This window comes from Lentzea nigeriaca, assembly GCF_016907955.1.
GTDB classification, from domain to species: Bacteria; Actinomycetota; Actinomycetes; order Mycobacteriales; family Pseudonocardiaceae; genus Lentzea; species Lentzea nigeriaca.
In genome coordinates this window covers 454,537-479,336 of record NZ_JAFBCX010000006.1, presented here as the reverse complement: position 1 = coordinate 479,336, position 24,800 = coordinate 454,537, and the positions used below count along the sequence as shown (strand labels likewise).

Sequence of the window (24,800 nt, the reverse complement as noted above, 5' to 3'; positions counted from 1 at the left end):
TGAGCACGCGTTTCCCGACTGTGACCGTGAGCACGCCCGGTCAGCCGGCCGGCGGGTGTTCCCGAACCGCACAGCGGCGGCGGAACCAGGCGAGGAACTTCGCCGGGTCGGCGCCCAGCCGGAGCACGGCCACCGCACCGGTCAGCGGGAACATCGCCGCGTGCGTGCGCGCCCGTTCGTAGAGTTCCGGCCGGACGCGGCGGACCAGTGGCCAGCCGTAGCTCGCGAACGCGGCGGCGTCGAGCGCGGGGTCGCCCGCGCAGGCGAAGTCCCAGTCGATGATTCCGCTGATCTTCCCGTCGTGCCAGCGCAGGTTCACCGGGGCCAGGTCTCCGTGCACGAAGCCCGTCACGGTGGGCAGGTCCGCGAACCGTTGCAGGACTTCGGAAGCCTGACCGCGCTCGTCGGCGGTGAGCAACGGGAACACGAGCTCGGTGATCGTCTCGATCGCTTGGTGACCACCCGCGTGGTGCAGGGGTTCGTCCAGCACGGCGAGGAGCTCGTCGTCGAGTTCTGTCGAGGCGAGCGCGTCGAGGACTTCGAGGACGGCCTCGTCGCTCGCGGTGTCCGACGGTTCGCCGGGCAGGTACGTGACGACGACGTGAGCCTGACCCAACGGCAGATCCAGCCGGTCCTCGATGATCTCCGGCACGGCGAAAGGCAGATCGAGCCGCGAGATCAGCCTGAGCGCCTGAGCGCGGCGCCGGGCATCGGTCAGATCGGCACGGGGAAAGCGGGCGACCCACTTTTCCCGCACCACAACGGCGTCGTGGAAGGTCCCCCGAGCCGCCTCCGCACCCGGCGTCGCGAGCAGCGCCTCGAACTCCGTCACAGGGTCGTCACCAGCCATTCTCCGAATACTGCCGCCGGCACCGCGAGAAGGTAGAGAACCACGGGCCTGCGCGGAACCTCCGGCACCACGGCGATGCCGCCGTCGTTCCAGAGCCGCGGCTTCAGCCCGGAGCGCCACAGCATCTCCATCATCTGCTGGGTCAACTGCCCAGGTAGCGGACGACGGCCATGACCCGGCGGCTCACGCCGGACGAGCCGGCGAGACCGAGCTTGTCGAAGATCGCGTTGATGTGCTTCTCCGCTGCGCTCTGCGAGATGTGCAGGTGCTCGGAGATGCGCGCGTTGGTGAGGCCCTGCGCCATCAGCTCGAGGACGTCCTTCTCCCGCGGGGTCAGCGTTTCGAGCGGGTCGACGTGCGTGGTCCTGGTCAGCAGCCTGCGCACGACCTCCGGGTCGAACGCCGCCCCGCCCGCCGCCACCCTGTCGAGCGCCTCCAGGAACTCGTCGACCTGGGCCACGCGGTCCTTGAGCAGGTAGCCGACCCTGCCGCCGGTGCTGGTGATCAGCTCGGTGGCATAGCGGTTCTCGACGTACTGGGAGAGCACGAGCACCGCGACGTCCGGCCACCTCTCGCGGATCGTGAGCGCGGCGCGCATGCCGTCGTCCTTGTGGTCCGGCGGCATCCTGACGTCGGTGACCACGATGTCCGGCTCGTGTTCCTCGGTGGCCCTGAGCAGCTCCGGTGCGGTGCCGACGGCGGCGACGACCTCGTGGCCCTCCTCGGCGAGCAGCCGGATCAGGCCCTCGCGCAGCAGCGTCGAGTCCTCGGCCAGGATCACCCGCACGGCAACCTCGCGTAGATCGTGGTGGGGCCACCGAGCGGGCTGGTCACCTCGAAGTCGCCGTCCACGGCCTTGACCCGGCGCGCCAGGCCGGACAGCCCGGTGCCGGTCTCGTCCGCCCCGCCCATCCCGTCGTCCCACACCATGATCGTGATGTCGCCCTCGCCAGGCCACACGCAGACCTCGACCACCGACGGGTCGGCGTGCTTGGCCGCGTTGTTGACGGCCTCGGACACGACGAAGTAGATCACCGTCTCCAGTGCGGTGCCCGGCGGGGACTTCAGCAGGTTGTCGATCTCGACGCGCACGCTGGACCGTTCCGCCAGCACCTCGAGCGCCGCGTCCAGCCCGGAGTCGTCGAGCACGGCGGGGTAGACGCGCGTCGCGACCTCGCGCAGTTCGTCGATGGTCTCGGCCGCGGTGTCGTGCGCCTGGCGCAGCAGCTGCCCCAGCTGCTCGTCGTCCTTGGCCCGCCGGGCCCTGCCGATCAGCATGCCGAGTGCGACGAGCCGCTGCTGAACCCCGTCGTGCAGGTCCCGCTCGATGCGCCTGCGCTCGTCGTCGATCGCCTCGATCACCTCGGCGCGCGTGCTCGTCAGCTCCGCGACCCGTTGCCGCAGCAGCGTTTGCTGACTCGTGCCGAGCATCCTGGTGGCGAGCCACCTGTCCAGCGCCGCCACTCCGGGCACGCCGGCGGTCGTCACGAAGATGACCAGCGCACCCGGCACCGCCACCGCCGCGAGCAGCACCGCGGTGACGTGCTCACCGTCCTTGATCATCCCCCAGGTGCCGTCGAACAGCCACGCCGTCACCATCGAGATCGCGACGGCGTACCAGAACATCAGCATGCAGATGACGCCCGCACCGACCGCACCGACCAGCCACCGCACCGCGAGATACCGCCGGCACCCGCTCCTGCTGAGCGGGTTGGTGTGCACGACCCGGTCGAACCGCGCGATGCGACCGAGTTCGTACTCGGTCAGCACGACCACCCGCGTGCCCAGCGCCGCCGCGACCAGACCCACCAGCCCGGTCACCGCCCCGAGAGACAACCCGAAGAGCATCCGGAGCCACCCGAGCACCAGCGATCCGGCGCTGAGCTGACCATCCTGATGCACACCGCCAACCGTACTGTCCGCCCAGCACCCCGGCATTGCGGTTTTCCACAGTATCGCCCTGCGGTTTCCCCCACGATTCCCAACGGCTTACCTCATGGCCCTCCCCGCTCCCCATTCCTAGCGTTGACCCCGACCAATTCCTCCGTCACCGCAAGGAGAACTCCGCAATGCTGGCTGAGTGGGCCGTCGACCTGATGGAAACGCTGGGAGGGGTGGGCGCCGCCGTGGTGGTGGGCCTGGACAACCTGTTTCCGCCGATCCCGAGCGAGCTGGTGTTGCCGCTGGCCGGCTTCTCCGCGAGCAAAGGCGTGTTCAGCCTCCCGGCGGCCCTGCTCTGGACCACCCTGGGCTCGGTGGCGGGCGCCGTCATCGTCTACTTCGCGGGCATGCTCCTCGGTCGCGACCGCACCCGCCGTCTGGTAGCTCGCATTCCACTGGTGAACGTGACCGACTTCGACAAGACCGAGGCCTGGTTCACCCGCCACGGCACCAAAGCCGTGTTCCTCGGCCGAATGGTGCCTTTGTTCCGCAGCTTCATCTCCCTGCCCGCAGGCGTGGAACGAATGAACTTCCCGCACTTCTTATGGCTCACCACGCTGGGCAGCCTGATCTGGAACACCATCTTCGTGGGCGCCGGCTACCTACTCGGCGAGAACTGGCACCGCGTCGAGTCCTACGCCGGCATCTTCCAGAAGCTCGTGCTGGCCGCGGTGGCCATCGCCGTGCTCCTCTTCGTGGTCATCCGCCTGCGTCAACGCGCAAAGGGCGATCCGGAAGCCACGGTGGTGCTGCCGCGTGTCAGGCGATGACGTTGCCGCGCAACACACTCCACTCCCGGCTGCGAAAACGGAGCGAGGCGTTTAGCGGATCTCGTTGCCGCGCAACACGATCCGCGTGGGCCGCGACAACACGCCCGGATCCTCGGCCGGATCCGCGTCGTACCCGGCGACGTCCGCGAAGCCACCGTCCACCAGCCCCGGCAACCCGAGCCACTCCCGCGCGACCCACGACCCGGCCCCGATCGCGGCCTCCACCGGCATCCCGGCCTCGATCAGCCACGCGATCTCCCCGGCCACCTCGCCGCACGGCTGGGTGTCGGTCCCGGTCAACACGGTCACCCCGGCCTCGTGAGCCGCGCGGACGGTGGGAAACGCGTGCTCCCACCCGCTCCGGATCCACTCCGCGCGCCGGGGGTTCTTCGCGTTGCCCAGGTTCTGCACCGTCTTGCCGAACGTCGTGAGCGTCGGCACGAACGCCGTCCCCTGCGCCGCCATCCGCGGAAGGAGCGAATGGTCCAGATGCATTCCGTGTTCGAGGCTGTCCGCGCCTGCCAGCACCGCGTTGCGGCACCCCTCCGCGGTCTGGCAGTGCACCGCGACGCGCCCACCGGCGGCGTGCACGGCTTCGACCGTCGCCGTCAGCACGTCCAGCGGTACCGGCGGGTCGTCCGGCTCCCAGTCGCCGATCACCTTGCACCAGCCGGAGACCGAGTCCTCGACGGCGGCCCGCGGCAGGTCCTCCTCGGTGACCCGGCGGCCGTAGCCCTCGAAGAACCGGCCCGGCGTCGCGAGCCACCGGCCACCGCGGGCCAGGCGCGGCAGATCGGGATCGTCAGGCCGGTCCAGCACGGGATCCGCGGAACCCGGCGACCGGACGGTCAACACGCCGGCGGCCCGGTGGGCGAGCATGTGCCGGCGGAACACCTCGTGGTCGTAGACGTCGCCCGGGGCCTCGATCCCGGGATGCGAATGCACGTCGACGAGTCCCGGCAGCAGCCAGAGACCGTCCGAAGTGGACGCGTCGGCGGCGCGCAGGAATTCTCCGTCCACCACGAACGAGACCGGCTCCCGCGCTGGCAGCGCGATGCCCGAGATCCTGACCCCCATGAGACGACGGTACCCCAGGCCGGGGGAGTGGCCTGGGGTACGCGGTGCTGTGATCGGCCACCTCCGCCGCGTCGAAATACGGGCGGCGGCTACCGATCACAGCACCCGGAGGGGCTGGATCAGACGTCGTAGCGGTCCGCGTTCATGACCTTGTTCCACGCGGCGACGAAGTCCTGCACGAACTTCTCCGACGCGTCGTCACTCGCGTAGACCTCGGCGAGGGCGCGCAGCTCGGAGTTCGAGCCGAACACCAGGTCGTTGCGCGTGCCGGTCCAGCGGACGGCACCGGTGGCGCGGTCGCGGCCCTCGAAGTTCTCCTGGTCCTCGGTGACCGACTTCCACTCCGTCTCCATGTCGAGCAGGTTGACGAAGAAGTCGTTGGTCAGCGTCTCCGGCTTCTGGGTGAGCACGCCGGCGGTCGAGCCGCCGTGGTTCGCACCCAGCACCCGCAGGCCACCGACGAGCACGGTCATCTCCGGCGCGGAGAGGCCGAGCAGGTTGGCCTTGTCGATCAGCAGGTACTCCGACGGCAGCGGGTTGGCCTTGGTGCCGTAGTTGCGGAAGCCGTCGACCTTGGGCTCCAGCACCGCGAACGACTCGACGTCGGTCTGCTCCTGCGTGGCGTCGGTCCGGCCGGGGAGGAACGGCACCTCCACCGAGTGGCCGGCGGCCTTGGCGGCCTGCTCGATCGCCGCGGCGCCGCCGAGGACGATCAGGTCGGCCAGCGAGACCTTCTTGCCGCCGGTCGCGGAGCTGTTGAACGCCTCCTGCACGCCTTCCAGCGCACGCAGGACCTGGGCGAGCTCGTCCGGCTCGTTGACCTCCCAGTTGCGCTGCGGCTCCAGGCGGATGCGGGCACCGTTCGCGCCACCGCGCTTGTCGCTCTGGCGGAACGTCGACGCGGACGCCCACGCGGTCTTGACCAGCTGCGACACCGAGAGACCCGTCTCCAGGATCTTGGCCTTCAACGAAGCCACGTCCTCAGCGGAGATCAGCTCGTAGTCGCGCACGGGCAGGCGGTCCTGCCAGATCAGCTCCTCCTGCGGCACCTGCGGGCCGAGGTAGCGCTGGATCGGGCCCATGTCGCGGTGGGTCAGCTTGAACCACGCGCGGGCGAACGCGTCGGCGAACGCCTCGTGGCTCTCCGCGAACTTGCGCGAGATCGGCTCGTAGATCGGGTCGAAGCGCAGCGCGAGGTCCGTGGTCAGCATCATCGGCGTGCGGTTGAGCGTGCCGTCCTCGGGGTCCGGCACCGTGTTGGCGCCCGCGCCGTCCTTCGGCTTCCACTGGTGCGCGCCCGCCGGGGACTTGGTGAGCTCCCACTCGAACTGGAACAGGTTCTTGAAGAACAGGTTCGTCCACTTGGTGGGCTGCTGCGTCCAGGTCACCTCGAGGCCGGAGGTGATCGTGTCGCGGCCCTTGCCGGTGCCGTGCGTGCTGATCCAGCCGAAGCCCTGCGCGTCCATCAGCGCGCCCTCCGGCTCCGCGCCGACCAGCGACGGGTCGCCGGCACCGTGCGCCTTGCCGAAGGTGTGGCCACCGGCGATGAGCGCGACGGTCTCCTCGTCGTTCATGCCCATGCGGCCGAACGTCTCGCGGATGTCGCGGGCGGCGGCCAGCGGGTCCGGGTTGCCGTTGGGGCCCTCTGGGTTGACGTAGATCAGACCCATCTGGACCGCGGCCAGCGGGGACTCGAGGTCGCGCTCACCGCTGTAGCGGGCGTCGCCGCCGAGCCACTCGGTCTCCGGACCCCAGTACACGTCCTCGTCCGGCTCCCACACGTCCGCGCGGCCACCGGCGAAGCCGAAGGTCTTGAAGCCCATGGTCTCCAGCGCGCGGTTGCCCGTGAAGATCATGAGGTCGGCCCAGGAGACCTTCTTGCCCCACTTCTTCTTGACCGGCCACAGCAGGCGGCGCGCCTTGTCCAGGTTTCCGTTGTCCGGCCAGCTGTTCAGCGGCGCGAACCGCTGCATGCCCGCGCCGGCGCCACCGCGGCCGTCGTGCGTGCGGTACGTGCCCGCGCTGTGCCACGCCATGCGGATCATGAACGGGCCGTAGTGCCCGAAGTCCGCGGGCCACCAGTCCTTCGACTCGGTGAGCACGGCGTCGACGTCGCGCGCCAGCTCGTCGAGGTCGACGGTCAGGAACTCCTTGCCGTAGTCGAACTCACCGCCCATGGGGTTGGCCTGGACGGGGTGCTTGCGGAGGATCCGGAGGTTGAGCTGCTTGGGCCACCAGTCGCGGTTGCCGCCGCCCTCGGTGGGGTGGCTGAGCCGCCCGTGTGCGACCGGGCAGCCGCCAGCCTCCTCCACGTTCAGCTCGCTCACCTTGGCGTCAGTGCTGTCGGACACGGGAATCCTTCCGGTGTTCAGGAACTTTTCGCGGCGGTCGTGCACTCGGGGCAGGTGCCCCAGTAGATGACCTCGGCCTCGTCGATGACGAACCCGTGGTCGTCGGATGCGTCCAGGCACGGCGCGGAACCGACAGAACAGTCGACGTCGGCGATGGCGCCACAGGATCTGCACACGACGTGATGGTGGTTGTCCCCGACGCGCGCCTCATAACGCGCGACCGAGCCCTGCGGCTCGATGCGGCGCAACAGTCCGGCCCCGGTCAACGCGCGCAGCACGTCGTACACGGCCTGATGGGAGACAGCGCCGAGGTTCTGTCGCACGACACCGATGATCGAGTCCGTGTCGGCGTGCGGGTGTTCGTGCACCGCGGACAGCACAGCTATCCGCGGAGCGGTCACACGCAGTGACACTCCACGCAACATGCGCTCGAAGTCGGAAGCCGTGGGCACGGGGAACACCATGCCGCCTTTTCTGGAGCGAGTCAAGTTACTGAACGATGCCATTCACCCGAACCGGTCACCGCCGCACGGCGGCCATGGCGTCGGCCAGCCGCCGCACACCCTCGGCGAGCACGTGCTCAGGTGCTCCGCCGTAGGTCAAACGGAGAAAACTGCCGCGTGGTTCAGCGGCGAACCACGCCCGTCCCGGAAACACCACGACGTCGCGTGCCGCGGCGGCCGCCGTCAGCTCCAGGTCGTCCACGCCGTCCGGCAGCTCCGCCCACAGGTGCAGGCCACCGGACGACGGAGCGATCTCGAACTCCGGCAGGTGCTCGTGGACCGCGCGAGCCAGGAAGTCGCGTCTTCCCCGCAGGGACTGCTGGAGCGTGCGCAGGTGGCGGCGCCACACCGGCGACGTCACGAAGTCGATCGCGGCCTCCTGCAACGGGCCCGCGACGTAGAGGTCCTGTTTGGACCGCGTGTTCTTCAGCCGGATGCCCGCTGGTCCGCGCGCCCCGATCACCGCGACCCGCAGCCCCGGCGCCGCGACCTTGGTGAGCGACCGGACGTAGACGACGTGCCCGTCGGCGTCCTGCGAGGCCAGCGTCGGCGGTGCGGCGCCGTCGACGGTGAAGCCGCGTGCCCAGTCGTCCTCGACGAGGAACGCGCCCGCCGCGCGGACGATCCGCGCGACCTCGGGCCGCCGCTCTTCGGACAGCACCGCGCCGTGCGGGTTCGCGTGCAGGGGCTGGCAGTAGAAGAGCTTCGCGCCGGTCCGTTCGAACGCGGCCCGCAGCAGATCCGGCCGCACGCCGTCCTGGTCCGCCGGCACCGGCACGACCTTGAGCCCGGCGTCGCGCGCGGCGGCGATGGCACCGAGGTAGGTCGGCGACTCGACGAGGACGGTGTCACCGCGGTCGGCCAGCCCGCGGAACACCGTCGCCAGCGCCTCCTGCGCGCCCGCGCACACCGTCATGTCCCCGGCCCTGAGCTCACCCCCGGCTTCCTTGGCGAACCAGGCGCGCAACTCCTCCTTGCCCTCGACCGGCACGCGGCCCCACGAGGCGGGCCTGCGCGCCGCCCGGCTGAGCGCGGCGCCGAGCGCCTCGGTCGGCTGCAGGTCCGGGTCGAGGTAGCCGCTCGACAACGGGATGGCCTCGGGTTTCGGCACCGCGAGGAGGTTCGCCACGAGATCCTCGCCCGGCCGCCCCTCCCCGAGCGCGACGGCCTGCCACGACAGGTCCTGCTCGCTCGTGGCCGGACGCGGGGCGACGAAACTGCCCCGCCCCGGCCGCACCTCGACGAGCCCTTCGGCCGCCACGCGCTGGATCGCCTGCTGCACGGTCGCCGGCGAGGCCCGGTGCCGCGCCATCAGGTCGCGCACGGACGGCATGCGGTCGCCCGCCCGCCCGGCACGTGCCGCAGCTCTCAGATCCTCGATAACGCGGACGGCTGCGTTATCCTCATTCATGAGAGCCAAGAGTAACGTTATTGTGCCGGCGGGGGTAACACTCGGCGCGCTGGGCGTCCTGGGTTTCAGCTTCTCCCTGCCTGCGACCCGCCTGGCAGTGGCAGGACTCGACCCGTGGTTCGTGGCCTTCGGCCGCGCCCTCGTCGCCGCCGTCCTGGCGATCGCCTACCTCGCGTTATCCCGCGCTCCGCTCCCGTCGGCGGCGCAGCTCCGCCGCCTGGTGATCGTCGCCGCGGGCATCGTGATCGGCTTCCCGCTCTTCACCTCACTGGCTCTCACCACTCAGACTTCCGCCCACGGCGCCGTCGTGGTCACCGTGCTGCCCATGTCGACGGCGATCTGGGCCGTCCTGCGCGCGTCCGAACGCCCACCGACGGCGTTCTGGCTCTCCAGCGGCGCGGGCCTGCTCGCGGTGGTGGCCTTCGTGGCGACCGGCGGCGGTTTCTCGGGTTCCCTGAGCCTCGCCGACGCCTACCTGTTCATCGCGGTGGTGCTGTGCGGCCTGGGTTACGCCGAGGGCGGCGCGCTCGCCCGCGAACTGGGCGGCGCCAGGACCGTCTGCTGGGCGCTGGTCGTCTCGTTGCCCGTGACGGTCCCGGTTTCGCTGTACACAGCCGACTTCTCCCGCGCCACACCGGTCGTCTGGCTCGGCTTCGCCTACCTGGCGCTGATCTCGATGTTCCTGGGCTTCTTCGCCTGGTACGCGGGCCTCGCGGCGGGCGGCGTGGCCAAGATCGGCCAGATCCAGCTGGCCCAACCGGTCCTGACGCTGCTGTGGTCCGCCGCGGTCCTCGGCGAACCGGTCGGCTGGCCCGCCCTCGCCACCGCCGTGGTGGTGCTCGTCTGCGTGGTGCTGACCCAGCGCAGCCGCACCGCACCGGCACCGGTCGCCGAACCCCTACCCGTCCGCTGACCGATTTATACTGCCTGCCTTCGGCTTTGGGGGTCGGCAGTGGCGACGACGAGCAAGCAACTCTTCAAGATCGTGGACGCGCTCGCGGAGGCGAAGCGGTCCTCCGGTCAGCAGTACGACACGTTCCGCGTGCGGGGCAAGGTGTTCGGCTACTTCTGGCCGCGCACGCAGACCGTCGGGCTCAAGCAGACGCTGTCCGAGCAGCAGGCGCTGGTGGCCGAACGCCCCGACGTGTTCGAGGAGCAGTTCACGTCGGGCGGGTTCGGCTGGGTCGTCGTGTACCTGGAGGGCGTCGAGTCCGACGAGCTCGGTGAGCTCGTGTTCGAGGCGTGGCGGTTGTCGGCGCCGGAGGACCTCGTCGCCCAGGTGCCGGACCTGGCGCGATGACCTGGGTCAGTCCATTCAGGACTGACGCAGGTCAAGGCGCGAGCCGTCGGTGAAGGTCAGCCTCACCACCGGCCGTGCGGGCAGGCTCTGGCCGACGTGCACGGTTTCCAGCGACCGCACCGCGCTGCGCGGGATCTCCGCGAACGTGGTGAAGACGCCGGCAGGCTTGGCCTCGAACAGCCGCGTCGGGTACACCACGGCCACCCGCTGGTCGCTCGCGGCCAGCCGGGCGTTGCCGCGGCTGAAGGCAAAGTGGTCGGCCAGCCGTACCGCGGAGCTCGACGTGCTGGGTGCCTCGACCCAGTAGCCGAGCGTCGGGTCGTCGATCCAGTCCCGCGGTGACGGGGGCGCGGGCAGCGGCCACCGGAGTTTGTCCAGTTCGAGCGGCGGCATCGCGCTGACAGCCGTCCACGGCACCCGCAACGACCCGCCGACGATCCCGCCCACGTAGCCGACGATCGGTGGCAGGCCGAGCACCAGCCGTTCGTCGCCGCGCAGCCAGAACTTCGCCAGCTCCCTGGTGACGACCTCGTCCTGGGCCACGGCAGGTGCCTCCAGCAGGAACTCCAACCCGGACCCGTCGACCAGGACCACCCGCAACGTCTTGCCGGACTGGACATCGGCGATCTGGTTGCGCGGAATCTCCACGGCCACCCGGAAGTCCGGCACGGCGACCGGCTCGCCCTCGACGTGCTCGCCGAACTTGCGGCGGTTGTCCGCGAGGATCTTGCCGACCTCCTTGCCGAAGCCGATCGCCTTGCCCAGCAACGACTTCGGGGCGGGTTCGGCAGGAACCTCGGCAGCCTCGACCCGCACGGCGAGCACCAGCCGTTCGGACGTCAACGCCCACAACCGGTTCCGGCGCCCACCCGGATCGAACCCCGACACGGCCCGGACGGCGAGCGACTCGCCCGAGGGTCCGAACACCAGATGATCAGCGTCGGGAGCCTTGTCGTCGCCCGAATCGCCGCCGCCACCGACGACCGTCAGCGCCAGCTCACCCACACCCCGGCCCACGGCGGAGGCACCGCGCGCGAACACCGACCGGACGGGCGCGCCGAGCCGGTCGAGGCCGTCGACGGCGTAGTAGAACGTGCGCCGGTACGTCGCCCAGACCAGCGACTCGCCGGGACGACAGAGGCGCTGCCGGGCGACGTGGCCGGGGCCGAGTGGGTCCGCGAAGATCACCCGCATCACGATAGTGCGGCACCTGCGACTTGACCTCCAGCTCGGTCGAGGTTGCAGCATGTGCGGTGTGAACGTCGTGATCACCGGTGGTGGCAGGGGTTTCGGGCGCACGGTCGCGCGGCGGTTCGCGGCTCAGGGCGCGACGGTCGTGGTCACGGCGCGCGATCTCGCTGCCGCGCAACGCACCTGCGACGAACTACCGGACGCCCATGCGCTGCAGTGCGACCTCACGGATCCGGCGTCGGTCCGGCGCTGTGCGGAACAGGCAGAACAGCTGCTCGGCCACGTCGACGTACTGGTCAACAACGGTGCGGCGTTTCTCGCACAGTCCGAAGCGGACGACGAGAGCATCGTGCGGACGATCCTGTCCGGATCGGCCGGAACTGTGCTGGCGACCGAGAACTTCCTGCCGTTGCTGCGGCGTTCCGACCGTCCGGACGTCGTGACGATCGTGTCGCAGGAAGCCGAGTCGCGCAGTGACCCGCAACACATCGCGCACGCTGCGTTCCACGCGGCCAAGGCGGGACAGGGCCGGCACGCGGAGATCATGTCGCAACGGCTGCGGCCGGAGGGAATCCGCGTGATCTCGGTGTACCCACCGGACTTCGACAACGACGACCACGCGCCGCGCCACGGCGTTCTGACCGCGCAGTCCGTGGCCGATTGCGTGTTGTTCGCCGTGAATCAGCCACGCGACTGCTTCATCCGCTCGTTCCACTTCGAGCCGATGGTCAGCGGAACAGGATCCGGGTGATCTCCGTGTCGGTCTCGCGGCCCTCGTTGTAGCCGCCCTCACCCTTGAGGTTGTTCATGATGGCGAGCGTGTACCGCTCGTCCTTCCCGACGAACCCGACGGAGTTCATCACCCAGCCGCCGTCCTCCTCCGACCAGCCGTTCTTTGCGCCGGAGTCCGGACCCCAGACGCCCCACTGCTGTTCGGGCCCCACCTGGCGCATCTGCTCGACGATGTACGCGCGGTCCTCGGCCGGCACGGTGTCGAGCACGTAGTTGATCAGCCGGTCGAGGTCGTTCGTCGTGCACTTCTCGAAGCCCCAGTAGGGAAAGTTGGCCGAATAACCCCGTTGGGCCACCAGATCGGCCATCCCGTACTTGGGGAACGCGGCGTTGAACGTCGTGCCGGTGTAGCGCTTCCACAACGTGTCCGCCGCGTCGTCGTCGGAACTGTGCAGCATCGCGGTCATGAGGCGGCGGTCGTCGGCGGTCAGCTTGATCTTGCCGGACCTGTTGCGCTCCAGCAGGTTCACGATCATCGCGAGTTTGATCGTCGACGCGGTCCACGTCAGCTCGCCCGCGTGGTCGTTGCGCCACATCGCCCCGGTCTTGCGGTCCCGCAGCACGATGCCGATGATGCCCGGCCTGGTCTCGGCGTAGTTCTTCGCGTTCTGGATGCGCTTCTGGAACTCGCAGTCGAATCCGCTGTCGGGCATCGGGCAGACCTCGGGCGTCGCCACGAGAGGCGCAGCCGCGGGCGTGTGCCGCGGCGGTTCCTGTGGTTGCGCCGTCTCGGCATGGCCGCACGCGGTCAGGGCAAGCGCGAGCGCAACAAGGATCGGACGGAGCATGTGCCGCACGCTAACGCCTCCGATCGGAGGAGGCCACCGCCATACGGACGCGTCGATCAAGAACGGGGGTCAAGTCAAAGATGTTTGACACGGTGTCTGCTTCGCTTTACCTTGGCCGTGTCAGGTTTCTTTGACATCTGGAGCGGGACCATGGCGTACGAGGAGAAGCGCGCGTGGGCCTTGGCGATCATCGCCGTGGTCGGATACGCCGTGTATGTGCTGCTTGTCCTGGGTCGTGCCGATGGGCGGCCGTTAGCCGAGGTGCCGTACGCGGGCGCGATGTTGTGGACGATCGGGCTCGGGATCGTCGCCGGCATCGTGTCCGGGATCTGGTTCGGCATCGCGGCGCGCGACGACGGCCTGCAGAGCGACGAACGCGACCGCGAGATCGGCCGGTTCGGCGAACACATCGGTCAGTCGTTCGTGGCGATCGGGGGTGTGTCCGCGATGGCGCTGGCGATGGTCGAGGCCGCGCACTTCTGGATCGCGAACGTGCTCTACCTGTGCTTCGTGCTGTCCGCGGTGCTCGGCTCGATGGCGAAGATCTCCGCCTACCGGCGGGGGATGGAATGAAGCCCACGAAGGTCACGAACTCCATCCGCGCGCTGCGGTTCGCCCACGGCGAGATGAAGCAGGCCGATCTGGCCCAAGCCATCGGCGTGACGCGGCAGACGTTGATCGCCATCGAACAGGGGAAGTACTCGCCCTCGCTGGAGGTCGCGTTCAAGATCGCGCGCGTGTTCCAGGTGTCGCTCGAAGAGGTGTTCCAGTATCCGGAGGAGGAGACGGCGTGAAGGCTGTGGTGCAACGAAGATATGGATCGGCGGTGCTAGGTGAGCTGGATGTGCCTGTGCCTGGGCAGGGTGAGGTTCTGCTGGAGGTGCGGGCGGCGGGCGTCGACATGGGCACCTGGCACCTGCTGACCGGGAAGCCGTACCTGATCCGGGTCATCGGGTTCGGGTTCCGCGGCCCGAAGTCGCCGGTGCCGGGCAGGGACGTGTCCGGTGTGGTCGCGGCGGTCGGGCCCGGTGTCACCGAGTTCGCGCCCGGCGACGAGGTGTTCGGTACGTGCGGCGGATCGTTCGCCGAGTACGCGGTCGCGCCGGTCGCACGGCTGGCGCGCAAGCCCGCCGGCATCTCGTTCGCGGAGGCGGCCGCGGTGCCGATCTCGGGCGGGACCGCGCTGCAGGGGCTGCGCGGAGTGCAAGCGGGACAACGGGTTCTGGTGCTCGGCGCCGGTGGTGGTGTCGGGTCGTACGGAGTGCAGATCGCGAAGGCCCTCGGCGCACACGTCACGGGTGTGTGCAGCACGAGCAAGGTGGAGCTGGTGCGGTCGTTGGGCGCGGACGAGGTCGTCGACTACACGGTCGCGGACTTCACCGGCACGTACGACCTGATCCTGTCCTGCGGTGGTGAACGGCCGTTGTCCAGGCTGCGCAGGGCTTCGACACCACGTGGGCGGATCGTGCTCGTCGGTGCCGAGACCGGCGGTTCGGTGACGGGCGGATTCGAGCGGTCGCTGGCCTCGGTCGCGCTGAATCCGTTCGTGTCGCAGAAGTTCGTGCCTCTGATGTCCACGGAACGCGCCGACGTCTTCGACGAGCTGCGCGTGCTGATCGAAGCGGGCAGGATCAAGCCGCCGGTGGACCGCACGTTCCCGTTGTCCGAAGCACTCGACGCGATCGACTACGTCTACACGCGACGGTCGAGGGGCAAGGTCGTCGTCACGATCTGACCGCCGACGACCACGGTGAGCACGTTGTGCAACGCCGTGATGTCCCGCATCGGATCTCCTTGCACGGCAATGATGTCCGCGTCCCAGCCGGGCTTCAGCATTCCTTTCGCGACACCACACGCCTTCGCGGCCTGACTGGTGGCGCTCGCCAGCGCACCCGCGTTCGGCACACCGCTCCTCACCAGATCGGCGACCGAGTAGGCGATCGCCCCGTGCGGTTTGCTCTCGGCGATGCCACCATCCGTGCCCGCGACGGTCTTCACGCCGTGGTCGTACATCAGGCCCGCCATGCTGACCTTGGCGGTGTAGCTCATGCCGATCCTGTCCCACGCCTCCTTCATGAAGGGCGGTGGTTCCTGCGTGATGCCGAGCGTGTGACACACCGCGATGTCCGCTTCCGCCAGGGCTTCCATCAGGTCGGCGGGAACCTGGATGCCCCGGTCGGTGAGGCAGGTGAGGTGTTCGATGCCGTCCACGCCCGCGGCCACGGCCCGTTGCGCCGCGGCCAGGCTGTGGGCGTGGGCGGTCACCGGCAGGCCGTGGGCGTGCGCTTCCTCGACCACCACGCGGAGTTCCTGTTCGGTGAACTGGCAGTCGCCGACCTGCGTGCCGGGCGTAGCGAACCCGCCGCTGGCCATGACCTTGACGACGTCCACCCCGCGCTCGGCCCGTGTCCGCACGGCCAGGCGCAGCTCGTCCTCGCCGGAGGCCTCGCCGCCCATCGACCAGCAGTGTCCCCCCACGCTGGTGATGGGCGGTCCGGAACCGAGGACGCGCTGGACGTGCCGGCCTCGCTGCTCGATCACGGCCCACTGGTGGTCACCCAGGTCCCTGACCGTGGTGACGCCCGCCCTGAGGTGACGTTCGAGGCTGTCCGCGATCACCGCGTCGAGCTGCTCCGCGCTGAGTCCCGGAACGCGTTCGAGGGCGCCGTTCCGGCCGTCCGCGCACAGGTGGACGTGGGTGTCGATCAGTCCGGGTAGGACGGTCGCGGTGCCGAGGTCGACGACCTCGGCACCGGGGATGTCCGGATGGCCCCGCTCGACGGCCTTGATCGTGCCGTTCTCGGTCAGGACCGTGACCGGTCCGGCGAGCGAGTGCTCGCCGTCGAACGCACGCTCCGCCCGCAGCGCCAGCATCGGGACATTCTGAGCGCCACATCCTGGGAAAGCAATGGTCAGCGGGCGTGCGGCAGCTGCGAGAACTCCTCGACCTGCGGCAGGTCGTGCCCGAGCCGGTCCCGCTTGGCCGTCAGGTACGCGATGTTGTGCGTGTTCGGCGCCATCAGCAGCGGCACCCGCGAGGTGACGGAGATCCCGTTCTCCTCCAACGCCGCGATCTTGTCCGGGTTGTTGGACATCAACCGAACGGACTGCACGCGCAGGTGCTTCAGCACCCGAGCCGCGGGGGAGTAGTCGCGAATGTCCACGGGCAGGCCGAGCGACGTCGCCGAGTCCAGGGTGTCGAGCCCCGCGTCCTGCAGGACGTGCGTGCGGACCTTTGCCACCAAACCGATTCCGCGGCCCTCGTGGCCCCGCAGGTAGATCAGGATGCCGCTGCCCTCGCGCACGATCGTGCTCAGCGCGGCGTCCAGCTGCTCGCCGCACTCGCAGCGCATCGCGCCGAAGATGTCACCGGTCATGCACTCGGAGTGGATGCGCACCAGCACGTTCTCGCGCAGCTTCGTCTTGCCGTAGACGAGTGCCATGTGCTCGTGGCCGTCCGCGCGGAAAGCCACCGCACGGAAGGTGCCGCGGCGCGTCACCAGGTCGGACTCCGCCACGTCTTCGTCGTTGAAGGCCTGTTCGAACATCTCGGGTCCCCTCGTCAACCTGGCGCCTTCCGAGCGGTCAACTACGCTCGGATGCGAGGTCGCACCGTAACCCGACCGCACAGCGGAGGTCATCCTGTTCAGCATCACCGTCCGCGATCACGTGATGATCGCCCACAGTTTCCGCGGCGAGGTCTTCGGTCCGGCACAACGTCTGCATGGAGCAACGTTCCTGGTGGACGCTACGTTCAAACGTGCTGAACTCGATTCGGACAACATCGTTGTCGACATCGGACTCGCGACGCAGGAGCTGAACAAGGTCCTGGCGGCGTTCAACTACCGCAACCTGGACGAGGAACCGCAGTTCAAGGGCATCAACACGTCCACGGAGTTCCTCGCGAAGCACATCGCCGACCAGCTTGCGGAGAAGATCTCCGAGGGCGCTCTGGGTGAGGGTGCTCACGGCATCGATGCGATCGCCGTCACACTCCACGAGTCTCATGTCGCGTGGGCGAGCTACGAACGTGCACTTCGTCCTACCGGCTGACGTCGACGATCCGGCCAGTCCCAGCGGCGGCAACGTCTACGACCTGAGGGTCGGAGCAGGGCTCACCCGCCTGACCGTCGCTGGTGACTGGCCGCGTCCACGCGACACCACAGCGTTGGAGCAAACGCTTGCGGCCATCCCGGACGGCGACGTGGTGCTGCTGGACGGCCTGGTCGGCTGCGGTGTGCCCGAGGTGGTCGTGCCGCATGCCCAACGCTTGAAGCTCGCCGTGCTGGTCCACCTGCCGCTGGCCGACGAAACGGGCCTCGATCCCACGACGGCCGCTCTGCTCGACGAGAAGGAACGGCAGGTCCTGCGGGCTGCGAGCGCGGTCATCGCGACCAGTCCGACGGCCGCGAACAACATCAGGACACGCCACGGCATCGAGACCGTGCACGTGGTCGTGCCCGGCACGGATCCAGCGCCGGAAGCACCCGGCACGGACGGCGTCAGCCAACTCCTCTGCGTTGCCTCGATCACACCCCGCAAAGGCCACGACCTGCTGATCAGAGCGTTGCAGAAGATCGACTACGAGTGGCGGCTCGACTGCGTGGGGCCGCTGCGGCCGTTCGTCGGCCGACTCCCGGAAGACGATCGGGTCAGCTTTCGGGGACCGCTGGTCGGTGACGCCTTGACCAGGGCATATGCCGATGCCGACCTGTTCGTGCTGGCGTCCCGGGCCGAGACGTACGGCATGGTCGTCACCGAGGCGCTCGCCAGGGGTCTGCCGGTGATCGCGAGTGCCGTACCGGACGCCCTCGGAGACGGTGGCCTGCTGCTGCCGCCGGGCGACGAAAATGCATGGGAAGCTGCACTGACGCGGTGGTTCCAAGATCGGGAATTCCGCGCCGAGTTGCGCGCGAAAGCCCGGACACGACGGGGTACTCTGTCCACTTGGGACAAGTCCACAGAGGATCTGCGGAGGGTGCTGGCTAGTCTGCGGCCATGACCTTCGCGCCGGAATGGCTGGCACTGCGGGAAAACGCCGACGCAACCGCACGCTCGACGGAGCTCGTGGACGTGCTCCGCGAAACTCTGGTGAACCGAAACCCGCTGACGATCCGTGACCTGGGTTGTGGCACGGGATCGATGGGACGATGGCTCGCCGGGAGGCTCGGCGGCGTACAGCACTGGGTGCTGCACGACCGCGACCCCCGGCTGCTCGGGCTGGCGGAGGCCAGCATGAGCGAGCTGAAGGACGTCACCGTCGAGACGCGTGAGGGCGACCTCACCGCGCTCACCGCCGCCGACCTCGCGGGCGCTGACCTGGTCACCTGCTCCGCGCTGCTCGACTTGCTCACTACCAACGAGATGAACGCTCTGGCGGTTGCATGCGTAGAAGCACATGTGCCCGCACTGTTCACGCTCTCGGTGGCAGGCCGGATCGAGTTCGACCCGGCCGAGTCGCTCGACGCCGCCTTCCAGGACGCGTTCAACGCTCACCAGCGCCGCGTCGTGGACGGGCGCAAACTTCTTGGACCGGACGCTCCGGCCGCTGCCGAAGAGGCATTCGTGGCAGCCGGCGCTTCGGTTCGGACGGCTTCGAGCCCGTGGCGCCTGAACTCCGACGCCCTGCAGCGCGAATGGCTGAAGGGCTGGGTCGGTGCGGCGGTCGAGCAGGAACCCGCACTTGCCGCTGAGGCTGATGACTACCTGCGCCGCAGGTCAGAGGCCTCCGCGGTGGTCCACCACGTCGACCTGCTAGCGATACCAGCCAAGCCATGATCCGGGGTGCTGTGTGATGAAGAAGTTCTGGCCGTGGCTTCGGCTGTTGCTGGCGGTGGCGATCCTGATTGCGGTGGGCCTGCGCCTCGGCACCGGGGCGTTCGTGGACGGACTGCGCGCGATCGACGCGTTCTCCGTCACCGCCGCGCTGGCGATCGGGTTCGTGACGACCCTGCTCAGCGCTGCTCGCTGGGTGATCGTCGCGCGCCGCCTCGGCCTGTCGCTGACCATGCGCACCGCGGTCAGCGACTACTACCGGGCGCTGCTGGTCAACGCCGTGCTCCCCGCGGGCGTGCTCGGCGACGTGCACCGCGCGGTCAACCACGGCCGTGAGTCCGGCGACGTCGGACGTGGCGTGCGGGCCGTGTTCTTCGAGCGCTTCGCCGGGCAACTGGTGCTCATCGGGATCGGGCTCGCGGTGCTCCTCCTGCACCCCGCGCCCGGCTTCGACCTCGACCTGAGCGGCACCGCGGTCGGGCTGATCCTCGCTGGTCTGGCCGTTGCCGCGGTCGTCGGCTGGCAGATCAGGCCCGTCCGCCGGGTGCTGGTCAACACGCTGGCGGACGGCATCCGGCTGCTGTCGTTCAGGACCTGGCCCGCGGTCGTCGCGCTGTCGGCCGCCACGGTCGCCGGGTACGTGGCGATGTTCGTGGTCGCCGCCCGCGCCGCCGGGTCGCAGGCCACGATCACGCAGCTCGCGCCGGTCGTCGTGCTGGCGTTGCTGATCATGGCGATCCCGGTGAACATCGGCGGCTTCGGGCCGCGCGAGGCGTTCCTCGCGGTGGCGTTCGGTGCCGCCGGACTGGGCGCCCAGCACGGTTTCACCACGGGCATCGTCTACGGCGTGCTGGCGTTGATCGCGGCACTGCCCGGTGCGGCCGTGCTGTTCCTCTCACGCCGGACCAAGGTCGAAAAGCCCGAGGTAGTGGCGGAACGACTCGGCGAGTCCCGCGAGCAGGAGCTCGCCCTTGCGCGCTGACGCCAGGGAGGGACGCCCGATGACGCCGGACTCCGTGTACGGCGTCAGACCCAGGGTGAGCATGTGCCGCCGATCCTCCGCCAGGTGGTCGGCAGTCTCGTAACCGGGCCGGATCAGATCGGGGTGAGCGTGCAGCAGGATCGAGGTCTCCAGCTCACCCGCGTGCATGTCGCTGTACGCCGAGGTCTCGATGCCGGCCTTCTCCCGCGCGAACGCCCAGTCGTCACGTCCGGGAAACAGTGCCATTTTTTGGGCAGCCAGGTCCTCGCTCTCCTGCACGATGTTCGACAGCACGTAGTTGCCGCCGTGGCCGTTGACCAGGACCAGGCCCGTGACACCGTTGCGCCGCAAAGAGTCCGCGATGTCCGTGATGACTGAGACCAACGTGCGCGCGGAGATGCTGACCGTGCCCGGCCAGCCGGCGTGCTCCTGCGAGCACGAGAACTGGATCGGCGGCAGCAGCCGGACCGGGTACCGCGCGGCGATCTCCGCTGCGATCGTCCACGCGATCACCGAATCCGTGGCGAGCGGCAGGTGCGGGCCGTGCTGTTCGGTGCTGCCGACCGGGAGCACGGCCACGCGGTGGTCGCGGACGTCGACCGTGGTGTCACTCGGAAACATGCGTTCGACCGTAGTCAATCCGGTGGCACAGCGCCGGGATCTCGCCGTCGGCCAGCTTCGGCATCACGTCCGGCAACTCCTCGAACGCGCTGTGTCCCGTGATGAGCGCGTCGAACCTGTCGTCGGCGAGCAGGTCGAGGGCGAGCGCCATGCGTTCGGCGTACGTGCGGTCCGGACGGCCGACCGTGCCCACCTGGCTGCTGCGGATCGTGAGCCGGCGCGAGTGGAAGAACTCGCCCAGCGGCACCGCGATCTTCTTGTCGCCGTACCAGCTGAGCTCGACGACCCGGCCCTCCGGCGCGAGCAGGTTGAGCGCGGTCGTGAGGCCGGGTTCCGTCGCGCTGGCGTGGAACACGAGGTCGCAGCCGTCGAGAGCGTTGTCCGGCAAGGCGAATCCGACACCGAGCCGATCAGCGACCGCCTGCCGGCTGGGATCGGCGTCCACGAGCTGGACGCGCGCACCGGGGAACGTCGCCAGCACCCCTGCGACGCTCGACCCGACCATGCCGCCGCCGACCACCGCGATCCGGTCGCCGATCAGCGGATGCCCGTCCCACACCGCGTTCACGGCCGTCTCGACGGTGCCCGCGAGCACCGCCCGCGCGGCCGGAACCGTGTCCGGAACGACCGTGACGGCGGTTTCCGGGACCACGTAACGAGTCTGATGTGGATAGAGGCAGAACACCGTGCGCCCGCGCAGTCGTTCGGGGCCATGTTCAACGACACCGACGTTGAGGTACCCGTACTTCACCGGCCACGGGAACTCGCCCTCCTGGAAGGGAGCCCTCATCACCGCGTACTGGTTCTCGGGCACAGCACCGCGGTGCACGAGGGTCTCCGTGCCGCGGCTGACCCCGGAGAACAGCGTGCGCACCTGCACCTCGTCCGGCCCCGGCTCGGCGAGTGTGACCTGCCGAACCTCTCCTTTTCCGGATTCATTGAGCCAAAAGGCACTCGCCGTACGTGTCACTCACAACACCTCCGCCGCACGAAGTTCACCAGGAGCACCTGATGATCACACTTCAGCACACCAGGACGTCCCCTGTCGTACGCGAGCCTGCCGCGTGGGCAGCCGCTCAGGTACTCCTGCTGGGCGTGGTCGGTGTGACCGCCGGCCTCGGTCCGCTGGGCTGGGCCGCCGGCCTGGCCTACGGGTTCGCGACCTGGGCGTTCCTCGGCTACGGCATGCAACGGCACCGCACGGCGTCGTTGGGGCCCGCTGACCGGGTCACCCTGGCCCGCGGCCTGATGGTCGGCGCCGTGACGGCGTTGGTGGCAGATCGTGCTGGTCAGGACGTTCCGGTGGCGCTGGTCGTGACGCTCGCGGCAGTGGCTTTGTCACTCGACTGGGTGGACGGCCAGGTCGCTCGCCGCACCGGCACGTCGACCGCGCTGGGCGCGCGGTTCGACATGGAGGTCGACGCGTTCCTGATCCTGGTCCTGAGCGCGTACGTGGCCGTGCAGATGGGGCCGTGGGTGCTCGCGATCGGGCTCATGCGGTACGTGTTCGTGGCCGTGTCGTGGAAGTTCCGCTGGATGAACGCGCCGCTGCCGGCGAGCTACGCGCGCAAGGTCGTGGCCGCCGTGCAGGGCATCTTCCTCGTCGTGGCGGCGTCCGGCGTGGTCCCGTTCGCCGGTGTTCTCGTCGGTCTCGCGCTGGCCTCGCTCGTGTGGTCCTTCGGCCGCGATGTCCTTTGGCTCTGGCGCAACGCCAGTGTGTCGGTGGGAGGATCCCGCCATGCCTGAGCAGACCTCAACCGCGGCGAAGATCGGCAACATCGTCGTCTGGATCCTGCAGATCGTGCTCGCCGTGCAGTTCGTGATGAACGGCTACGCGCTCTTCACCGACCAGTTCGTCGCCAAGTTCGACGACATCGGCTTCGGCCAGTGGTTCCGCTACTTCACCGGCGTGCTGGAGATCGCCGCCGCGCTGGGCCTGCTGATCCCGCGCGTCTGCGGCATCGCGGCACTGGCGCTGGCCGGGATCATGGGCGGCGCGGCCCTCACCGAGCTCTTCCTCGTGACGAACGGCGGCTTCAAGGGCGCCACCATGCCGATCATCTTCATGGTGTGGGCGCTGATCATCGCGATCTACCGCCGCGAGCAGATCCTCGGCCTGCTCAGACTGGTGCGGAAGTGACTTTCGGGAAGTAGCGCAGCACGGCGACGTCCCCGACTTTCGTGACGTCCTCCAGGTGGAATCGGCGAGCCGGTCCACCGGGGAATTCGGCGGGATTCACGAAACGCGGGGCCGTCGCCTGTCCGATCAGCATCGGCGCGACCGCGACCCTGATCTCGTCGACGAGCCCTGCTTTGAGGAACGCCGTGTGAATGCTCGTGCCGCCTTCGACCATGAGCTTTCTCACGCCGCGTGCGCCCAGATCGTCCAGAATTTCTGAGAAATCGCTGAAAGTTCTGGTTTCGGCGAGGTGGTCCACCGTCGTCGGAGTCGTCGCAGTGTAGACCAGCCGAGCGCCGCCGCAGTGCCAGAACCGCAGCTCAGGGTCCAGTTGCCCGCTTCTCGTGACGGTGACCCGCAGCGGGTACTCCGGTTTGCCCTCCGCTATTCTCTGCGCACGCCGCTCGTCGCTGTAGACGAGCAACCGCGCGTTGTCGCGCCGCAGTGTCTCGGCCCCTGCCAGAATGGCGTCCGACTCCGCACGCATCCGGTCGACGTGATCGAAGTCCTCGGCGTTGGAAAGCGGAAACCTCTCGGTGCCGCGATCGTCGATGTGGCCGTCGAGGCTGACGGCGACGCTCAGCAGAACGTGCGGGCGGGTCACAGGCTCGATGGTAGTGCAGTTGAACCGGGCGCGGGTTGTGCCGCGTTTACCTCATAGGTCAGGAAAGGGGATTCTCGGTGAAGATGATGCTGCGGCGGACGGCCACGGTCTTGGCGGGGCTGTTCGTGTTGTTCGTGCTCATCGCACCGAGCGACCTGGAGAAGTTCACGTTCGAGGCGTTCCTGCGGGTGCCGCTCGAAGGCCTGATCGGCGTCATGGTGCTGGTGCTGCTGCCGGACCGCATCCGCAAGCCGTTCGCCATCGCGGGCGGCGTCGCGCTGGGTCTGTTCACGGTCGTGAAGATCATGGACATCGGCTTCGACATGGTGCTGTACCGGCCGTTCGACCTGGTGCTGGACTGGCCGTTGCTGGTGCCCGCCGTCGACTTCGTGGACGTGACGTTCGGCCGCGTCGCCTCCGTCTTCGCCGTGCTGGCCGCCGTGGCGCTGGTCGTGGGGATCGTGGCGCTGGCCTCGCTGTCGGTGCTGCGGCTCAGCTCCGTCTCGGCTCGGCGGCGTCCGGCCGCGATCCGTGCCGTCGCGCTCGCGGTCGTGGCATGCGTTTCCCTTGCCGTGCCTGGAGTTCCGGTGTACTCGGACGCGGCGGCGACATCGCTGGTGGATCACGCGCGGCGCTTCCAGGCAGGGCTGAAGGACCAGGAGGCGTTCGCCGCGGAGGCGTCCGTGGACTCCTACCGCGGCCAGCAGGGGCTGCTGTCCTCCTTGCAGGGCAAGGATGTCGTCATCACGTTCGTGGAGAGCTACGGGAAGTCCGCTTTGGATCTTCCGGACGTCACGGCGAAGCTGGCCCAGGGCAACGAGCGGCTGAAGGCGGCCGGGTACACGGCCAAGTCGGCCCTGCTGACGTCACCGACGGCCGGCGGCGGCAGCTGGATGGCCCAGGCGACGCTGCTGTCCGGGCTGTGGATCGACAACCAGCAGCGCTACCGCAACCTCGTGGCCTCGGACCGGCTGACGTTGCCGCGGGCGTTCCGCGAGGCGTCTTGGCGTTCGGTGGGCGTGGTCCCCGGCATCACGCAGGCGTGGCCTGAAGGGGATTTCTTCCACTACAACAAGATCTACCAGGCGCAGGACCTCGGGTACACCGGACCGCGGTTCGGCTACGCGACGACCCCGGACCAGTTCACGTTGGAGGCGTTCCAACGTGCCGAGCGTTCGGGTGAACACCAGCCGGTGATGGCGGCGATCCCGATGGTGTCCTCGCACGCGCCGTGGTCACCGACACCGGACACGGTCGACTGGTCCGCGCTGGGCGACGGCTCGATCTACCGGACGATGCCCGCCTCGAACGACCCGCCGGAGTCCATCTTCGGCCGCGACCCCGCCGCGGTGCGCGCCGACTACGGCCACTCGATCTCGTACTCGCTGGAGTCGGTCATCTCCTACGTCGAGCGCTACGGCGACGAGAACCTGGTGCTCGTGTTCCTCGGCGACCACCAGCCGGCGCAGATGGTGACCGGCGAGGGAGCCTCGCGGGACGTGCCGATCACCATCGTCGCCAAGGACCCGGCCGTGCTGTCGCGGGTCGAGGCCTGGAAGTGGGACGAAGGCATCAGGCCTTCGGGATCGGCCCCGGTGTCGCGGATGAGCGACTTCCGGGACCATTTCCTCTCGACCTTCAGCTCCCCGCGTCCCTGATGAACGG

At 69.1% G+C, this 24,800-nt stretch carries 29 protein-coding genes; 14 read left to right on the top strand and 15 right to left on the bottom strand.

Going from position 1 to position 24,800, the window contains the following annotated elements; genetic code table 11:
- Positions 1 to 40: 40 nt before the first annotated feature.
- The 4 genes from JOD27_RS23680 to JOD27_RS46750 are packed head-to-tail and all read right to left on the bottom strand — an operon-like array spanning position 41 to position 2,752.
- Positions 41 to 850 (bottom strand): phosphotransferase, encoded by an 810-nt coding sequence (locus JOD27_RS23680; protein ID WP_204764429.1) that lies wholly within the window; start codon positions 848 to 850, stop codon positions 41 to 43.
- On the bottom strand, positions 829 to 996 hold the full coding sequence (locus JOD27_RS23675) for a hypothetical protein (protein ID WP_204764428.1): 168 nt from the start codon (positions 994 to 996) through the stop codon (positions 829 to 831). Before JOD27_RS23675 ends, JOD27_RS23680 begins: the two co-directional genes overlap by 22 nt.
- Complete coding sequence (locus tag JOD27_RS23670) at positions 993 to 1,637, bottom strand: response regulator transcription factor (RefSeq protein ID WP_204764427.1); 645 nt, start codon at positions 1,635 to 1,637, stop codon at positions 993 to 995. Before JOD27_RS23670 ends, JOD27_RS23675 begins: the two co-directional genes overlap by 4 nt.
- Complete coding sequence (locus JOD27_RS46750; RefSeq protein WP_204764426.1) at positions 1,628 to 2,752, bottom strand: sensor histidine kinase; 1,125 nt, start codon at positions 2,750 to 2,752, stop codon at positions 1,628 to 1,630. The genes JOD27_RS23670 and JOD27_RS46750 overlap by 10 nt, the downstream gene beginning before the upstream one ends.
- Positions 2,753 to 2,919: 167 nt before the next feature.
- On the opposite strand from JOD27_RS46750, the gene JOD27_RS23660 reads away from it, so the two are divergent.
- Positions 2,920 to 3,561, top strand: coding sequence for a DedA family protein (locus tag JOD27_RS23660; protein ID WP_204764425.1), 642 nt, complete (start codon positions 2,920 to 2,922; stop codon positions 3,559 to 3,561).
- A 51-nt stretch (positions 3,562 to 3,612) separates the two neighbouring features.
- Here the strand turns inward: JOD27_RS23660 and JOD27_RS23655 are convergent, their stop codons facing one another.
- The 4 genes from JOD27_RS23655 to JOD27_RS23640 form a co-directional block, all read right to left on the bottom strand.
- Positions 3,613 to 4,638: an amidohydrolase family protein gene (locus JOD27_RS23655; protein ID WP_204764424.1), complete on the bottom strand. Its 1,026-nt coding sequence runs from the start codon at positions 4,636 to 4,638 to the stop codon at positions 3,613 to 3,615.
- 119 nt (positions 4,639 to 4,757) lie between these two features.
- A complete protein-coding gene (gene katG / locus JOD27_RS23650; protein ID WP_204764423.1) occupies positions 4,758 to 6,989 on the bottom strand; it encodes a catalase/peroxidase HPI in 2,232 nt (743 codons plus the stop codon).
- A 17-nt stretch (positions 6,990 to 7,006) separates the two neighbouring features.
- Positions 7,007 to 7,441, bottom strand: coding sequence for a Fur family transcriptional regulator (locus JOD27_RS23645; RefSeq protein ID WP_204764422.1), 435 nt, complete (start codon positions 7,439 to 7,441; stop codon positions 7,007 to 7,009).
- Between the two features lie 67 nt (positions 7,442 to 7,508).
- Positions 7,509 to 8,903, bottom strand: coding sequence for an aminotransferase-like domain-containing protein (locus JOD27_RS23640; protein WP_204764421.1), 1,395 nt, complete (start codon positions 8,901 to 8,903; stop codon positions 7,509 to 7,511).
- Here JOD27_RS23640 and JOD27_RS23635 point away from each other — a divergent pair.
- The gene (locus JOD27_RS23635) at positions 8,902 to 9,816 is read left to right on the top strand and encodes a DMT family transporter (protein ID WP_204764420.1); all 915 of its coding nucleotides are present in this window, start codon (positions 8,902 to 8,904) and stop codon (positions 9,814 to 9,816) included. The genes JOD27_RS23640 and JOD27_RS23635 overlap by 2 nt on opposite strands.
- Before the next feature lie 39 nt (positions 9,817 to 9,855).
- Positions 9,856 to 10,203 carry an MmcQ/YjbR family DNA-binding protein gene (locus tag JOD27_RS23630; protein WP_204764419.1) on the top strand — a complete coding sequence of 116 codons (348 nt, stop codon included), beginning with the start codon at positions 9,856 to 9,858 and terminating at the stop codon, positions 10,201 to 10,203.
- Between the two features lie 15 nt (positions 10,204 to 10,218).
- Here JOD27_RS23630 and JOD27_RS45170 read toward each other — a convergent pair whose 3' ends face one another.
- Positions 10,219 to 11,391 (bottom strand): hypothetical protein, encoded by a 1,173-nt coding sequence (locus JOD27_RS45170; protein ID WP_239568295.1) that lies wholly within the window; start codon positions 11,389 to 11,391, stop codon positions 10,219 to 10,221.
- Between the two features lie 67 nt (positions 11,392 to 11,458).
- Here JOD27_RS45170 and JOD27_RS23620 point away from each other — a divergent pair, with 67 nt between their 5' ends.
- Positions 11,459 to 12,145, top strand: a complete 687-nt coding sequence (locus JOD27_RS23620) for an SDR family oxidoreductase (RefSeq protein ID WP_204764418.1) — start codon at positions 11,459 to 11,461, stop codon at positions 12,143 to 12,145.
- Here the strand turns inward: JOD27_RS23620 and JOD27_RS23615 are convergent.
- On the bottom strand, positions 12,123 to 12,974 hold the full coding sequence (locus tag JOD27_RS23615; protein WP_239568290.1) for a serine hydrolase: 852 nt from the start codon (positions 12,972 to 12,974) through the stop codon (positions 12,123 to 12,125). The genes JOD27_RS23620 and JOD27_RS23615 overlap by 23 nt on opposite strands.
- 150 nt (positions 12,975 to 13,124) lie before the next feature.
- Here JOD27_RS23615 and JOD27_RS23610 point away from each other — a divergent pair, with 150 nt between their 5' ends.
- From JOD27_RS23610 to JOD27_RS23600, 3 genes are read left to right on the top strand one after another with little or no spacing between them, the layout of a single operon-like run.
- Complete coding sequence (locus JOD27_RS23610) at positions 13,125 to 13,547, top strand: hypothetical protein (protein WP_204764417.1); 423 nt, start codon at positions 13,125 to 13,127, stop codon at positions 13,545 to 13,547.
- The gene (locus tag JOD27_RS23605) at positions 13,544 to 13,768 is read left to right on the top strand and encodes a helix-turn-helix transcriptional regulator (protein WP_204764416.1); all 225 of its coding nucleotides are present in this window, start codon (positions 13,544 to 13,546) and stop codon (positions 13,766 to 13,768) included. The genes JOD27_RS23610 and JOD27_RS23605 overlap by 4 nt, the downstream gene beginning before the upstream one ends.
- The gene (locus JOD27_RS23600; protein WP_204764415.1) at positions 13,765 to 14,709 is read left to right on the top strand and encodes an NAD(P)-dependent alcohol dehydrogenase; all 945 of its coding nucleotides are present in this window, start codon (positions 13,765 to 13,767) and stop codon (positions 14,707 to 14,709) included. The genes JOD27_RS23605 and JOD27_RS23600 overlap by 4 nt, the downstream gene beginning before the upstream one ends.
- Here JOD27_RS23600 and JOD27_RS23595 read toward each other — a convergent pair.
- Together JOD27_RS23595 and ribA are read right to left on the bottom strand one after the other, a co-directional pair.
- Entirely contained in the window at positions 14,667 to 15,848 is a 1,182-nt protein-coding gene (locus JOD27_RS23595) for a metal-dependent hydrolase family protein (protein WP_204764414.1), read from the bottom strand. The two genes, JOD27_RS23600 and JOD27_RS23595, sit on opposite strands and share 43 nt — an antisense overlap.
- 38 nt (positions 15,849 to 15,886) lie before the next feature.
- A complete protein-coding gene (gene ribA, locus JOD27_RS23590; RefSeq protein WP_204764413.1) occupies positions 15,887 to 16,522 on the bottom strand; it encodes a GTP cyclohydrolase II in 636 nt (211 codons plus the stop codon).
- 94 nt (positions 16,523 to 16,616) lie between these two features.
- On the opposite strand from ribA, the gene JOD27_RS23585 reads away from it, so the two are divergent.
- Genes JOD27_RS23585 through JOD27_RS23570 form a run of 4 tightly spaced genes read left to right on the top strand, consistent with a single transcriptional unit; the run spans position 16,617 to position 19,731 of the window.
- Complete coding sequence (locus JOD27_RS23585; RefSeq protein WP_204764601.1) at positions 16,617 to 17,027, top strand: 6-pyruvoyl trahydropterin synthase family protein; 411 nt, start codon at positions 16,617 to 16,619, stop codon at positions 17,025 to 17,027.
- On the top strand, positions 16,981 to 17,976 hold the full coding sequence (locus JOD27_RS23580) for a glycosyltransferase family 4 protein (protein ID WP_204764412.1): 996 nt from the start codon (positions 16,981 to 16,983) through the stop codon (positions 17,974 to 17,976). Before JOD27_RS23585 ends, JOD27_RS23580 begins: the two co-directional genes overlap by 47 nt.
- A complete protein-coding gene (locus JOD27_RS23575) occupies positions 17,973 to 18,752 on the top strand; it encodes a class I SAM-dependent methyltransferase (RefSeq protein WP_204764411.1) in 780 nt (259 codons plus the stop codon). The genes JOD27_RS23580 and JOD27_RS23575 overlap by 4 nt, the downstream gene beginning before the upstream one ends.
- Positions 18,753 to 18,768: 16 nt before the next feature.
- Positions 18,769 to 19,731: a lysylphosphatidylglycerol synthase transmembrane domain-containing protein gene (locus tag JOD27_RS23570; protein ID WP_204764410.1), complete on the top strand. Its 963-nt coding sequence runs from the start codon at positions 18,769 to 18,771 to the stop codon at positions 19,729 to 19,731.
- Here the strand turns inward: JOD27_RS23570 and JOD27_RS23565 are convergent.
- Positions 19,645 to 20,352, bottom strand: coding sequence for a creatininase family protein (locus JOD27_RS23565; protein WP_204764409.1), 708 nt, complete (start codon positions 20,350 to 20,352; stop codon positions 19,645 to 19,647). The two genes, JOD27_RS23570 and JOD27_RS23565, sit on opposite strands and share 87 nt — an antisense overlap.
- The gene (locus JOD27_RS23560; RefSeq protein ID WP_204764408.1) at positions 20,339 to 21,322 is read right to left on the bottom strand and encodes a zinc-dependent alcohol dehydrogenase; all 984 of its coding nucleotides are present in this window, start codon (positions 21,320 to 21,322) and stop codon (positions 20,339 to 20,341) included. The genes JOD27_RS23565 and JOD27_RS23560 overlap by 14 nt, the downstream gene beginning before the upstream one ends.
- A gap of 41 nt (positions 21,323 to 21,363) precedes the next feature.
- Between JOD27_RS23560 and JOD27_RS23555 the strand changes: the two genes are divergently transcribed.
- Both JOD27_RS23555 and JOD27_RS23550 read left to right on the top strand, forming a co-directional pair.
- On the top strand, positions 21,364 to 22,098 hold the full coding sequence (locus JOD27_RS23555; protein WP_204764407.1) for a CDP-alcohol phosphatidyltransferase family protein: 735 nt from the start codon (positions 21,364 to 21,366) through the stop codon (positions 22,096 to 22,098).
- Complete coding sequence (locus JOD27_RS23550) at positions 22,091 to 22,492, top strand: DoxX family protein (protein WP_204764406.1); 402 nt, start codon at positions 22,091 to 22,093, stop codon at positions 22,490 to 22,492. Before JOD27_RS23555 ends, JOD27_RS23550 begins: the two co-directional genes overlap by 8 nt.
- Here JOD27_RS23550 and JOD27_RS23545 read toward each other — a convergent pair.
- The gene (locus JOD27_RS23545; protein WP_204764405.1) at positions 22,473 to 23,135 is read right to left on the bottom strand and encodes a RibD family protein; all 663 of its coding nucleotides are present in this window, start codon (positions 23,133 to 23,135) and stop codon (positions 22,473 to 22,475) included. The genes JOD27_RS23550 and JOD27_RS23545 overlap by 20 nt on opposite strands.
- Positions 23,136 to 23,218: 83 nt before the next feature.
- On the opposite strand from JOD27_RS23545, the gene JOD27_RS23540 reads away from it, so the two are divergent.
- Positions 23,219 to 24,793 carry an alkaline phosphatase family protein gene (locus JOD27_RS23540; RefSeq protein WP_204764600.1) on the top strand — a complete coding sequence of 525 codons (1,575 nt, stop codon included), beginning with the start codon at positions 23,219 to 23,221 and terminating at the stop codon, positions 24,791 to 24,793.
- Positions 24,794 to 24,800: the final 7 nt, after the last annotated feature.